Here is an 11,981-nt window from a genome sequence, read left to right on the forward strand (position 1 = left end):
GCGGCACGGCGGTTCGGCGCCCCGACTGGTCCCGCGGTAGGGCCGGCCCAGCCAAATAATCGGCTACAGCCCGAGCGCCGTCAGGAAGGCATCGATCTGCCGCTCGAACGCCGGCCGCTCATACTCCACCAACGCCATGCGCCACAGCCCCTTGAGGTAGGTGGCGATGATCGCTGCATTCAATTGCGGGTCCAGGCTTGCCGGCAACTCCCCACGTTCGCGGTCCTCGGCCAGGCGCCCGGCGAACATCGCTTTCAAGTTCGCCAGCGCCTGCTCGGCGCGTAACCTCAGCTCGTCGTCGACCAGCACTTCCTCGGTCTCCATCGCCGCCAGCAGGCACAGGCGCGAGGGCGTTTGTGGGTTGTCGAGGCTGTCGAGCACATCGGCGAAGAATGCACGGATGCCCAGGGCCGCAGTCGGTGCGGCCAACAGGGCCTGTTCGCGCTTGCCGACCACCTCTTCGTTGTAGCGCTCGACGCAGGCCAGGTAGAGCTGCTTCTTGCTCTTGAGGGTGTTGTAGAACGAGCCCTCGCCGATGCCCATGACCTTGAGCAGATCGCGCAGGCCGGTGGCGGCGTAGCCGTTTTTCCAGAACAAGTCCGTGGCGCTGGCCAGGGCTTGCTGATAGTCGAATGAGATTTTTCGTGTCATGGGCGGCACTCTATCGCATTTGTAGCAGTCGTTAAAGTTTTTCGTTGACAGTGTTCGGAGGCGCGACTTAGTGTTTGTAGTGACCGCTACAGGTTCGTTTTCATCCGGAGTTGAACATGTCCACGCTTTCCACCCTTGAGCCATTCAAGGTCGATATCCCGCAGGCTGCAATCGACGACCTGCACCAGCGCCTGCGCGCCATCCGCTGGCCCGACCCGGAACTGGTCGCCGACTGGTCCCAGGGCGTGCCCCTGGAGGCTGCCAAGGGCTTGATCGACCATTGGCTCAACCACTACGACTGGCGCCAGTTCGAGGCTCGCATCAACCGCTTCGAGCAGTTCCACACACAGATCGACGGCGTCGCTGTTCACTTCATCCATGCGCGCTCGCCGCATCCCCAGGCGATGCCGATCCTGCTCACCCATGGCTGGCCGGGTTCGGTGGTGGAGTTTCTCGACGTCATCGAGCGCCTTACCGACCCGACCCGCTTCGGCGGCCGTGCCGAAGACGCCTTTCACGTCGTGGTGCCGTCGATTCCCGGCTATGGCTTCTCGGAAAAGCCCACCGAGCGGGGCTGGAATCCACAGCGAATTGCCCGCGCCTGGGCCGTGCTGATGACCGAGAGGCTTGGGTACCCGCGCTGGGTCGCCCAGGGTGGTGATTGGGGTTCGGCGATCACCCACGCACTGGCCAGTCAGCAGCCGGCGGGCTTGCTCGCCGCCCATGTGAACCTGTTGCTGGTGGTGCCCGAGCACGCACCGCAGCATCCCACCGAGGCCGAGCTGCGGGCGCTGAGTGACGTGGATCATTATCTGGACCAGATGTCCGGCTATGCCGACCAGATGAACACCCGGCCGCAGACCATCGGCTATGCACTGAACGACTCGCCGCTGGCGCTGGCCATGTGGATGTACGAGAAATTCTGGGAGTGGACCGATAACAAGGGGCGCCCGGAAGATGCCCTGAGCCGCGACCAGATGCTCGACGACATCTCGCTGTACTGGTTCACCGGCACCGGTACGTCCAGCGCCCGCTTGTACTGGGAGGGTGTGGGCAGCACCATTCGCGACCGCAGTTTCTTCTCGGCGGTGCGTGCGTCTTCAGAGCGCATCCAGTTGCCGATGGGGGCCACGGTGTTTCCCGCCGAGACCTTCCAGCCGCCGCGCAAGTGGGCCGAGCAAGCCTACGCTGAACTGTTCTACTGGAATGAAGCCGAGCACGGCGGGCACTTCGCGGCGTTCGAGCAGCCGCAGATCTTTGCCCGGGAGATGTGGCGGGCCTTTGCGCGGTTCCGCTGAGAGGGGTGAGCGGGCTTGTCGCGGTGCCGGGCACCGCGACGGCCTCTTCGCGGGCAAGCCCGCTCCTACAGCCCTTGCAGCAAGTCCGACATATCGTCTGCGTGCTCTTCCTCCTGGGCCAGGATGTCTTCGAAGATGCGACGGGTGGTCGGGTCCTTGTCACCGATGTACTGGATGATCTCGCGGTAGCTGTCGATGGCGATACGCTCGGCAACCAGGTCTTCGAGCACCATCTCCTTGAGATTGCTGCCGGCCACGTACTGCGCGTGGGAGTTCTTGCTCAGGTTGTCCGGGTTGAAGTCCGGCTCGCCGCCCAGCTGGACGATACGCTCGGCCAGCTTGTCGGCGTGTTCGGATTCCTGGTTCGCGTGCTCGAGGAACTCCTCGGCAGCGACGCTGGCCTTGATACCACTGGCCATGAAGTAGTGGCGCTTGTAGCGCAGGGTGCAGACCAGCTCGGTGGCCAGCGACTCGTTGAGCAGGCGGATGATGGTCTCGCGGTCGGCGTTGTAGCCTTCGGTGACGGCGCCTTGCTCTACATGCTGGCGTGCGCGCTGGCGCAAAGTGTTGATATCGGTCAGTTCAACGTTGCTCATGATTCTCTCCATACAGATCAGGGGGTAAGTGGGCGGGAGGGCTTACTGGCCGGGTAAGGCCTTGCGGTCCTCTTCTCGCTGTTTGCAGGTCTTGAATCCCTTGGCGTCGACATGCCCGCTGGCGTCGAAGCGCACGTAGTAGGGCTGTTGCTTGCCATCCTTGTAGAGGATGTAGTCGTTGCAGATCCCGCCGTTGGGCAGGTCGCTCATGTTCGATGGGCTGCCGCCGATGGCGATGACCTTTTGCGTGGTCATGCCGTGCTCGACCTGCTTGACCAGCGGCTCGTCGCGATAGGTGACGTAGTCCGCCGGGTTTTCCGGACGGCTGCCGCAGGCCGCGAGGGTCGTGCTTGCGACAAGAATGGCCAGGATCGCTTTGTTCATGGTTCCGCTCCTTGCAGAAAGGTCCGTTGCGGGTGGCTGTCAAGGTTGGAACCGCACGGCGCGTCAAGAGTTCGATTCATCAGGCGAAGCGGCGACTACCCTGAGAAGGGCAGGGTTCAAGGAGAGGAACGGCAGATGACAAACGAACTGGCCACACGCTACCCACTGGTGCTGGTACCGGGCATGCTCGGCTTCGTGCGCTTGCTGCTCTACCCCTACTGGTTTGGCATCCTGCCGGCGTTGCGCCGGGGTGGGGCACAGGTGTTCGCGGTGCAGGTCTCGCCGCTGCATTCCAGTGAGGTGCGTGGCGAGCAGTTACTGTTGATCATCGAAGACATCTGCCAGCGCACCGGGGCAGACAAGGTCAACCTCATCGGCCACAGCCAGGGCGCTTTGAGCGCGCGTTATGCCGCAGCGCGCAGGCCTGGGCGAGTGGCGTCGGTCACCTCTGTTGCCGGTCCCAACCACGGCTCGGAACTGGCTGATCATCTTGAACGCAGCGCCCCCGGCGATTCGCCACGGGGGCGCCTGCTCAAGGCTGCACTGCATGGCCTGGCGCTGCTGCTGGTGTGGCTGGAAACCGGCTGGCGCCGTGATCCGTTGCCGATCGATGTGCACGCCTCGCACCAGTCGCTGACCTGTTCGGGCGTGGCGCTGTTCAACCAGGCTTATCCACAGGGCTTGCCGCAGCACTGGGGCGGCGAGGGCGCTGCCGAGGTCGACGGCGTGCGCTACTACTCCTGGTCCGGCATCCTGCAGCCTGGGCGCACCGACAAGGGTTGGAATCGCTTCGATGGCAGCAACCGCTTCTGCCGGCTGTTCGCCCGCAGTTTCATTCGGGAAAAAGGCCAATGCGATGGCATGGTCGGGCGTTACAGCTCGCACCTGGGCCAGGTGATCGGCGATGATTACCCGCTCGATCACCTGGACATCGTCAACCAGCAGTTCGGTGCCGTGGGCAAGGGCGCCGACCCGGTGCGCCTGTTCACCGAGCACGCTGCCCGGCTCAAGGCTGCCGGGCTGTAAGCGCGCGGCGCACGGGAGTGGTCCAGCGTTCGGCGAGGATGACCCCGGCCAGGGTCAGCAGGCCGCCATACAAGTGATAGCTGGCCAACTGTTCGTTCAGGACGCCAGCAGCGATCACGGCAGTCACCACCGGCAACAGGTTGAAGAACAGGGTCGTGCGGGTCGGCCCGAGCCTGTGCACGGCCTGCATCCAGAACTGCGGCGCGATCATCGACGCCAGCACACAGGCATACAGCACCAGGCCGATGTTGTTCGGGGTCAGCCCGGTCTTCTCCGACAGCAGGTACATCGGCAGCAGTACCAGGATCGCCATCCAGATCTGCAGATACAGCAGTTGCATCTGTGGCAGGCGCAATTGCCATTTCTTCAACAGCACGCTGTACAGGGCATACGCGAAGGTGGCGACCAGCATCAGCAGGTCACCGCCATTGAGCCCTTGGTGCAGCAGCGCGCCGGGATTGCCGGCGGACACCACCTCCAGCACGCCGAAGAACGACACCAGGGCGCCGAGCGAGGCGCCGTAGGTCAGGCGCTGGCCGAGCCAGGCGATCGACAGGGCCAGCGACATCAGTGGCATCAGCGAAAGGATGATGCCCATGTTGGTGGCGCTGGTGATGCCGGCGGCGAAGTACGCCATGCTCTGGTACATGACCATGCCCAGTACCCCCAGGACGAACAGCTTGCCCAAGAGCGGGCGGATCGCTGTGCGATTGCGCCACACCTGCGGCAGCAGGAAGGGGGTGAACAGCAGGCCTGCGAGCAGCCAGCGGTAGAAGCCGATCTCGGCGGGAAAGATCGCCCCGGCGGACATCTTGGTGACGACGGTGTTGCCGGCCCAGATAAGAATCGCCAGGACGGGGAAGCTGTAGTTCATGAGGCTTTGACTCGTGGGAATTGCTGTTTCGGTGTGACGCTTCTGGGGGGCGGTTCGGCGCTCCGACTTGCCCGCGAAAAGAACACCGCAGATGCCCGCCATTATCCTCTGTCTGTCCACAAGGCTATACTCCCATCCAGACAACTCGCCCCGTGAAGCAGACAGCATGTCCGCCAAATACCTCGACCATCCTCGTTTCCCCGAACTCCCGGCGCCGGTGTACTTTCGCTACGACGAGTTCGGCGCCGACACGGTCAGCGCCCCGCACTTTCATCCGTGGGGCCAGCTCAACTATGCCGCTCACGGCGTCATGCACCTGGATGTCGACGGCCAGCGTTTCATCTCGCCGCCAAACCACGCGGTCTGGGTTCCTCCTGATCATGAGCACGGTTGCTACAACCCGCAGGCCGTCGTCTTCCGCTCGGTCTACCTCGACCGCAGCCTATGCGTCGATCTGCCGGCCCAGCCTTGCAGCCTGGCGATAAGCGACATCCTCAAGGCGATCCTCGGCGACTTTGCCCGTCGCGACCTCAAGATCGCCCAGGACGAACGGGACCAGCGCCTGGTCCAGGTGCTGCTCGACCAACTGCGGCTGGCACCCACGCAAACCTGCTACCTGCCTTTCGCCCGCAGCGACGGCCTGCGTCAGGTGCTCGAGGCCCTGCACGCCGAGCCCGGCGATAACCGACCGCTCGGTGACTGGGCCGCGCAGGTGCATGTCAGCGAGCGTACCCTGGCCCGCCAGTTCATCCGCGAGCTGGGCATGAGCTTTGGCGAGTGGCGCTTGCGCCTGCGCTTTCTGCGCGCCATCGAAGCGCTGGAAAGCGGCACGCCGATCCAGAGCATCGCCTTCGACCTGGGCTACAGCAGTGCCTCGGCGTTCATCGCCATGTTCCAGCGCCAGGCTCGGTGCACGCCTGAGCAATACCGGCGCCGCGTGCGATCAGGGATGTAGGAATTGTTGTCTACACTCAGCTCGACGACCGTGCATCCTGCGCGGGACAAGGAGACCACTCCATGAAGATGCTGCATGTGTCATTGCTGGTACTGGGGATGTCGATCGCTGGGCAAGGATTCGCCGCTACGCCGCAACAGGAAAAGATGAAGACCTGTAACGCCGACGCTACCACTCAGGCCCTCAAGGGCGACGAGCGCAAGGCGTTCATGAGCAACTGCCTGAAAAAAGCCGAGCCTGCCAAGCCGACCACGCCGCAGGAGCGCATGAAGGCCTGTAACGCCGACCCGAAGGCCACGGCGCTCAAGGGCGACGAGCGCAAGGCATTCATGAGCGAATGCCTGAAGAAGAAGTGACCTGCGCCTATGCCTTGCGCCTGAAGGCTGGCAGACTGCGGGTCTTTCCGCTGTCTGCCGCCGAGGCTGTATGACTTTCACTCCCCGCCAGATCACCCTGGCCAGCTGCATCATCGTCGTTGCCGGCCTGCTCCTGGCGTTGCCCCTCAAGCTGCTGCCGAGCCTGCTCGCGGGCCTGCTGGTGTTCGAGCTGGTGAACATGCTCACCCCACGCTTGCAGCCACTGATCGCCGGACAACGGGCGCGCTGGCTGGCGGTGGCGCTGCTCGGCACCCTGGTGGTGAGCACGCTGACGCTGTTGATCGCCGGCGCTTTCAGCTTCCTGCTGCACGAAGCCGAAAACCCCGGCGCTTCGCTGGACAAGTTCATGGGCCTGGTGGAGCGCGCCCGGGGGCAGCTGCCGCCGTTCATCGAGGGTTACCTGCCGGCCAGCGCGGCAGAATTCAAGGTGGCCATCGGCGACTGGATCCGCAGCCACCTGAGCGACCTGCAACTGGTGGGCAAGGGCATGGCACACATGTTCGTGACCCTGCTGATCGGCATGATCCTCGGCGCCATCATCGCCTTGCAACGGCTGCCCGACCTGTCCCGACGCAAGCCGCTGGCCGCCGCGCTGTTCGAGCGTCTGAGCCTGCTGGTGCAGGCGTTTCGCAATATCGTCTTCGCGCAGATCAAGATCTCGCTGCTCAACACCGCGTTCACCGGCATCTTCCTCGCCGTGGTGCTGCCGCTGTTCGACGTGCACCTGCCGCTGACCAAGACCCTGATCGTACTGACCTTCCTGCTCGGGCTGCTGCCAGTGATCGGCAACCTGATGTCCAACACCCTGATCACCATCGTCGGGCTGTCGTTGTCGATCTGGGTTGCGGCGGCGGCGCTGGGCTACCTGATCGTCATCCACAAGGTCGAGTATTTCCTCAACGCGCGGATCGTCGGTGGGCAGATCCGTGCCAAGTCGTGGGAGCTGTTGCTGGCGATGCTGGTGTTCGAAGCGGCGTTCGGCTTGCCGGGGGTGGTGGCGGGGCCGATCTACTATGCCTACCTGAAGAGTGAGCTGAGGCGGATGGAGCTGGTCTGAGGGGTTGCTTGAACGTGTACCGGCCTCTTCGCGGGTAAACCCGCTCCCACAGGTCCACCGCTGCCTTCAAGGCATAGGTAATCCAGTGGGAGCGGGTTTACCCGCGAAGAGGCCAGTACAGGCAAAGGCTCAGATTGTCCCGTACCGCTTGCGCGCCTCAATGGCCAGACCGCTGCCAATGCTGCCAAAGATATTGCCTTCCACATGCCGCGCATTGGGCAGCATCGCCGCAACGCTGTTGCGCAGCGCCGGAATGCCGCTCGAGCCCCCGGTGAAGAACACCGTATCCACCTGCGCTTCACTGACCCCGGCCTTGGCCAGCAGCTCGCTGACGCTGCCACGGACCCGCTGCAACAGGCCGTCGATGGCGTCCTCGAACAGGCCGCGGGTCAGGTCCGCAGCCAGGCCCGGCTCGACCCGGCCCAGGTCGATGCGCCGGCTGACCTGGTCGGTCAGCTCGATCTTGCTGGCCTCCACTTCCATCGCCAGCCAGTGTCCGGCGCGCTGTTCGATCAGGTTGAACAGGCGATCGATGCCCAGCGCATCCTCGATGTCGTAGCGCATGCTGCCCAGGGCCAGTTGCGACTTCTGCGAGTACAGGGCGTTGATGGTGTGCCAGGTCGCCAGGTTCAGGTGGTAGCTGGTCGGCATCAGCGCGCCGCTCTTCATGCGGCTGCCATAGCCGAACAGCGGCATCACGCCTTGCAGGCTCAGTTGCTTGTCGAAGTCGGTACCGCCGATGTGCACGCCGCCGGTGGCGAGGATGTCATCCTGGCGCTCATCGACCAGGTGCCGTTCGGGCGACAGGCGGATCAGGGTAAAGTCCGAAGTACCACCGCCGATATCGACGATGAGCACCAGCTCTTCGCGGCTGATGCCCGACTCGTAGTCGAAGGCTGCGGCGATCGGTTCGTACTGGAACGACACGTCCTTGAAGCCGATCTTGCGTGCGACTTCGGCGAGGGTATCCTCGGCCTCCTGGTCGGCCGCCGGGTCCTCGTCGACGAAGAACACCGGGCGGCCCAGCACGACCTGGTCGAAGCTGCGCCCGGCATTGGCCTCGGCGCGCTTCTTCAGTTCGCCGATGAACATGCCCAGCAGGTCCTTGAATGGCAGCGCGCTGCCGAGCACGCTGGTGTCATGCTTGATCAGCTTGGAGCCCAGGAGGCTCTTGAGCGAGCGCATCAGGCGGCCTTCGTAGCCTTCCAGGTACTCGTGCAGGGCCAGACGGCCATACACCGGGCGCCGCTCCTCGATGTTGAAGAACACCACCGACGGCAGGGTGATCTTGCCCTCTTCCAGGGCGATCAGCGATTCGACGCCAGGGCGGTGCCAACCCACCGTGGAGTTGGAGGTGCCGAAGTCGATGCCAAGGGCGCGAGCCGGGGATAGGTCAGACATGGGGAGGGGCTTCCGGAGGCCAAACGGCCGCGCAGTTTATGCCAGTGGCCGACAGAATCAAGACCGATCGTCTGCCATATGACAAACCCAAGCGAACCTTGAAAGGCTATGCTTGACCCCAATCTTCAGATGCAACACGAAAATTCCTACTGGTGATCCTTAGATGGACTTCAAAGACTATTACAAGATACTCGGCGTCGAGCCCAGCGCGGACGAGAAGGCGATCAAGGCCGCGTACCGCAAGCTGGCGCGCAAGTATCACCCCGACGTCAGCAAGGAGCGTGACGCCGAGGAGAAATTCAAAGAGGCCAACGAGGCCTACGAAGTGCTGGGCGATGCGCAGAAACGCGCTGAATTCGACGAGATCCGCAAGTACGGCGGCCAGCATGGCCGGCCGTTCCAGGCGCCGCCAGGCTGGGAAAGCCGCGGCGGTGGCGGCGGCTTCGAGAGCGGTGACTTCTCCGACTTCTTCAGCTCGATCTTCGGTGCCCGTGGCGGCAATCCCTTTGGCGGCGCACGCGGCCAGCAGCGCAGTGCCGGCAGGCGAGGGCAGGACGTGGAACTGGAACTGGCGGTGTTTCTCGAAGAGACCCTGAGCAAGGAGTCCAAACAGATCAGCTTCCAGGTGCCGCAGACCAACGCTGCCGGGCAGCGCACCGGTTTCACCACCAAGACGCTGAACGTGAAGATCCCGGCCGGAGTGACCGACGGCGAGCGTATTCGCCTCAAGGGCCAGGGCGCTCCGGGTGTCGGCGGTGGTGCCAACGGCGACCTGTTCCTGACCATCCGCATGGCGCCGCACCCGCTGTTCGATGTCGAAGGCCACGACCTGATCATCACCGTGCCGCTGGCTCCCTGGGAGGCAGCGCTGGGCACCAAGGTGGCGGTACCGACCCTGACCGGCAAGATCAACCTGACCATCCGCCCCGACAGCCAGAGCGGCCAGCGCCTGCGGGTCAAGGGCATGGGCCTTGCGAACAAGCAGGGCGAGCGTGGCGATCTCTACGCCCAGCTCAAGGTGGTCATGCCGAGCACCTCCGATGCGACCACTCGCGAACTCTGGACCAAACTCTCCGAGAAGGCCGCGTTCAACCCGAGGACACAATGGAGTAAGTGACCATGAGCAGCACCCTGATCGTTCAACTGGACATGCGAACCTTGTGTCAGGAGGCCGATGTCACGGCCGACTGCGTGATCGAAATCGTCGAGCACGGCATTGTCGAACCCACCGGGCGCACCCCGGAGGACTGGTTATTCGACGATCAGGCGCCGCTGCTGGCCAAGCGTGCGGCAAAGCTGCACCAGGAGTTGGAACTGGAGTGGGAAGGGGTGGCGCTGGCGCTGGAGTTGCTGCAGGAAGTGCAGCAGTTGCGCAGTGAGAACAGCATGTTGAGGCAGCGTTTGGGGCGATTCACCCAGATGTAGAACTGCGGTGTTCTCAAGCGCCAGCCAGCACCTTGTAGTACAGCGCGGTCGCCCGATACACACCATCCGGGCCGCAGGCATAGTCCGGGATCTCACCGGCCTTGTCATACCCCAGTGCCTGGTAGAATCCCTCGGCACCCGACCCTGCCTCGGTGTCCAGGTACAGCATCCCGCGTTTCAGACGTCGGGCATCGGCCTCCAGCGCCGCTATCAACTGTTGCCCCAGCCCACGCCGCCGGGCACGGCTGTGCACCAGCAGCTTTTGCACCTCGGCGCGGTTCAGGCCGTTGGGTTTCAGGCACAGCCCCAACTGCACGCTGGCCAGCACCTCCTGCCCCTGGGCGATCACCCAGAGCAACTGCTCACCGCTGACAAGCCGGCTGCGAACTTCAGCGAAATACGCAAGCGCCTGGGCCTCGTCGATGTCCGCCAGAAACCCCACCGAAGCCCCATTGCGTACCGCATCGAGCAACAGCGCCACGAGGCTGTCGCGGTAGTAGGTCAGGCTCTCGTGGGTGACGCGCTGTAGCTGTGCGGCGTTCATGAATCAGTCCTTTCGAGGTGGTTCGCGGTTGTCGTCCAACGCCAGTTGCATGAACGTCAGGTCGAGCCAGCGACCGAACTTCACCCCGACCTGGGCCATTTGCCCGGTCGTAATGAAACCCAGTCGCTCGTGCAGACGGATCGAGGCCGCGTTGCCGCTCTCGATGGCCGCGACCATCATGTGCTTGCCGCACTGTCGGGCGCGTTCGACCAGCGCCTGCATCAGCAGCGGACCCAGGCCCTTGCCGCGCTGGTCGCTGCGGATGTACACCGAGTGTTCGACCGTGAGGCGAAAACCCTCGAACGGCCGCCAGTCGCCGAACGAGGCGTAGCCCAGTACGCCGGTTGCGTCGGCCGCGACCAGGATCGGGTAACCCTGCTCGGCGCGGGCGGCGAACCAGGCCTGGCGGTTGGCCAGGTCGACCGGGGTTTCGTTCCAGATCGCCGTGGTGTTGCGCACGGCGTCGTTGTAGATGTCGAGGATGCCCGCCACGTCGTCGGGTAGGGCATCACGGATCAGGTAGCTCATGGCAGTGTCTTCGCGAAGTCGATGCTGCAGATTAAATGGTTACCAGCCCACGTACACCTTCTGCCTGCATGTTTTCGCCGCGGCCGCGCTGGACGATTTCACCGCGGGCCATGACCAGGTACTGGTCGGCCAGCTCTTCGGCAAAATCGTAGAACTGCTCGACCAGCAGGATGGCCATGTCGCCGCGCTGGGCCAGGCTGCGGATGACTGCGCCGATTTCCTTGATCACCGACGGCTGGATGCCTTCGGTGGGTTCGTCGAGGATCAGCAGGCGCGGGCGGCTGGCCAGGGCGCGACCGATCGCCAGCTGTTGCTGCTGGCCGCCGGAGAGGTCGCCGCCACGGCGTTGCTTCATCTGTTCGAGCACCGGGAACAGCTCGTAGATGAATGCCGGCACCTCCCGCGCCTCGCGGGCGCTGAAGCGCGACAGGCCCATCAGCAGGTTTTCCTCCACGGTCAGGCGCGGGAATATCTCGCGGCCCTGGGGCACGTAGGCGATGCCGGCATGCACCCGCTGCTGGGGCTTGAGCGCAGTGATCGGCTTGCCCTCCCACTCGATGCTGCCTTCGCGGGCTGGCACCAGGCCCATCAGGCAGCGCAGCAGGGTGGTCTTGCCCACGCCGTTGCGGCCCAGCAGGCAGGTGACTTCGCCGATCCTGGCTTCGAACGACAGGCCTCGGAGGATGTGGCTGCCGCCATAGTACTGGTGCAGGGTGTCGATCTTGAGCATGTTGGGTTCCTAGTAAAACTGTTTTGTCTGTGCCGGCCTTTTCGCGGGCAAGCCCGCTCCTACGGGTTCACGCTGTCTTGTGGGAGCGGTGGTTCGGCGCTCCGACTTGCCCGCGAAAAGGCCGACACAATTCCC

Annotated in this window: 15 protein-coding genes; 7 read left to right on the top strand and 8 right to left on the bottom strand. The window is 63.9% G+C overall.

All coding sequences use genetic code 11. The features are described 5' to 3' along the window. Window positions 1-63 precede the first annotated feature (63 nt). On the bottom strand, window positions 64-651 hold the full coding sequence (locus ACNFHO_RS20640; RefSeq protein WP_416767189.1) for a TetR/AcrR family transcriptional regulator: 588 nt from the start codon (window positions 649-651) through the stop codon (window positions 64-66). 116 nt (window positions 652-767) lie between these two features. Here ACNFHO_RS20640 and ACNFHO_RS20645 point away from each other — a divergent pair, with 116 nt between their 5' ends. Continuing rightward, complete coding sequence (locus tag ACNFHO_RS20645; RefSeq protein ID WP_414154367.1) at window positions 768-1,949, top strand: epoxide hydrolase family protein; 1,182 nt, start codon at window positions 768-770, stop codon at window positions 1,947-1,949. Between the two features lie 65 nt (window positions 1,950-2,014). On the opposite strand, the gene ACNFHO_RS20650 is transcribed toward ACNFHO_RS20645, so the two are convergent. Both ACNFHO_RS20650 and osmE read right to left on the bottom strand, forming a co-directional pair. Next, entirely contained in the window at window positions 2,015-2,545 is a 531-nt protein-coding gene (locus ACNFHO_RS20650) for a ferritin-like domain-containing protein (RefSeq protein ID WP_065861630.1), read from the bottom strand. 42 nt (window positions 2,546-2,587) lie between these two features. Next, window positions 2,588-2,929 (bottom strand): osmotically-inducible lipoprotein OsmE, encoded by a 342-nt coding sequence (gene osmE, locus ACNFHO_RS20655; RefSeq protein ID WP_054925771.1) that lies wholly within the window; start codon window positions 2,927-2,929, stop codon window positions 2,588-2,590. A gap of 135 nt (window positions 2,930-3,064) precedes the next feature. Between osmE and ACNFHO_RS20660 the strand changes: the two genes are divergently transcribed. Continuing rightward, entirely contained in the window at window positions 3,065-3,955 is an 891-nt protein-coding gene (locus ACNFHO_RS20660; protein ID WP_416767192.1) for an esterase/lipase family protein, read from the top strand. Here the strand turns inward: ACNFHO_RS20660 and ACNFHO_RS20665 are convergent. After that, window positions 3,936-4,829 (bottom strand): DMT family transporter, encoded by an 894-nt coding sequence (locus ACNFHO_RS20665; RefSeq protein ID WP_416767193.1) that lies wholly within the window; start codon window positions 4,827-4,829, stop codon window positions 3,936-3,938. The two genes, ACNFHO_RS20660 and ACNFHO_RS20665, sit on opposite strands and share 20 nt — an antisense overlap. 166 nt (window positions 4,830-4,995) lie before the next feature. Between ACNFHO_RS20665 and ACNFHO_RS20670 the strand changes: the two genes are divergently transcribed. From ACNFHO_RS20670 to ACNFHO_RS20680, 3 genes are all read left to right on the top strand, one after another. Continuing rightward, a complete protein-coding gene (locus ACNFHO_RS20670) occupies window positions 4,996-5,784 on the top strand; it encodes an AraC family transcriptional regulator (RefSeq protein WP_416767195.1) in 789 nt (262 codons plus the stop codon). Between the two features lie 62 nt (window positions 5,785-5,846). After that, window positions 5,847-6,140 carry a PsiF family protein gene (locus ACNFHO_RS20675; RefSeq protein WP_054894563.1) on the top strand — a complete coding sequence of 98 codons (294 nt, stop codon included), beginning with the start codon at window positions 5,847-5,849 and terminating at the stop codon, window positions 6,138-6,140. A 70-nt stretch (window positions 6,141-6,210) separates the two neighbouring features. Continuing rightward, window positions 6,211-7,218 carry an AI-2E family transporter gene (locus ACNFHO_RS20680; protein ID WP_054894564.1) on the top strand — a complete coding sequence of 336 codons (1,008 nt, stop codon included), beginning with the start codon at window positions 6,211-6,213 and terminating at the stop codon, window positions 7,216-7,218. Window positions 7,219-7,347: 129 nt separating this feature from the next. On the opposite strand, the gene ACNFHO_RS20685 is transcribed toward ACNFHO_RS20680, so the two are convergent. Continuing rightward, the gene (locus ACNFHO_RS20685) at window positions 7,348-8,619 is read right to left on the bottom strand and encodes an Hsp70 family protein (RefSeq protein WP_063546350.1); all 1,272 of its coding nucleotides are present in this window, start codon (window positions 8,617-8,619) and stop codon (window positions 7,348-7,350) included. Between the two features lie 163 nt (window positions 8,620-8,782). On the opposite strand from ACNFHO_RS20685, the gene cbpA reads away from it, so the two are divergent. Further along, window positions 8,783-9,736: a curved DNA-binding protein gene (gene cbpA / locus ACNFHO_RS20690; RefSeq protein ID WP_054894566.1), complete on the top strand. Its 954-nt coding sequence runs from the start codon at window positions 8,783-8,785 to the stop codon at window positions 9,734-9,736. A 2-nt stretch (window positions 9,737-9,738) separates the two neighbouring features. Beyond that, complete coding sequence (locus ACNFHO_RS20695) at window positions 9,739-10,044, top strand: chaperone modulator CbpM (protein ID WP_054894567.1); 306 nt, start codon at window positions 9,739-9,741, stop codon at window positions 10,042-10,044. A 13-nt stretch (window positions 10,045-10,057) separates the two neighbouring features. Here ACNFHO_RS20695 and ACNFHO_RS20700 read toward each other — a convergent pair whose 3' ends face one another. From ACNFHO_RS20700 to urtE, 3 genes are read right to left on the bottom strand one after another with little or no spacing between them, the layout of a single operon-like run. Next, on the bottom strand, window positions 10,058-10,588 hold the full coding sequence (locus ACNFHO_RS20700; protein WP_054894568.1) for a GNAT family N-acetyltransferase: 531 nt from the start codon (window positions 10,586-10,588) through the stop codon (window positions 10,058-10,060). Window positions 10,589-10,591: 3 nt separating this feature from the next. Next, window positions 10,592-11,116 carry an N-acetyltransferase family protein gene (locus ACNFHO_RS20705; RefSeq protein WP_414154363.1) on the bottom strand — a complete coding sequence of 175 codons (525 nt, stop codon included), beginning with the start codon at window positions 11,114-11,116 and terminating at the stop codon, window positions 10,592-10,594. Between the two features lie 31 nt (window positions 11,117-11,147). After that, complete coding sequence (gene urtE, locus ACNFHO_RS20710; RefSeq protein WP_054894570.1) at window positions 11,148-11,846, bottom strand: urea ABC transporter ATP-binding subunit UrtE; 699 nt, start codon at window positions 11,844-11,846, stop codon at window positions 11,148-11,150. Window positions 11,847-11,981 lie beyond the last annotated feature (135 nt).

It is taken from the genome of Pseudomonas sp. NY15374 (assembly GCF_048068255.1).
GTDB classification, from domain to species: Bacteria; Pseudomonadota; Gammaproteobacteria; order Pseudomonadales; family Pseudomonadaceae; genus Aquipseudomonas; species Aquipseudomonas machongensis.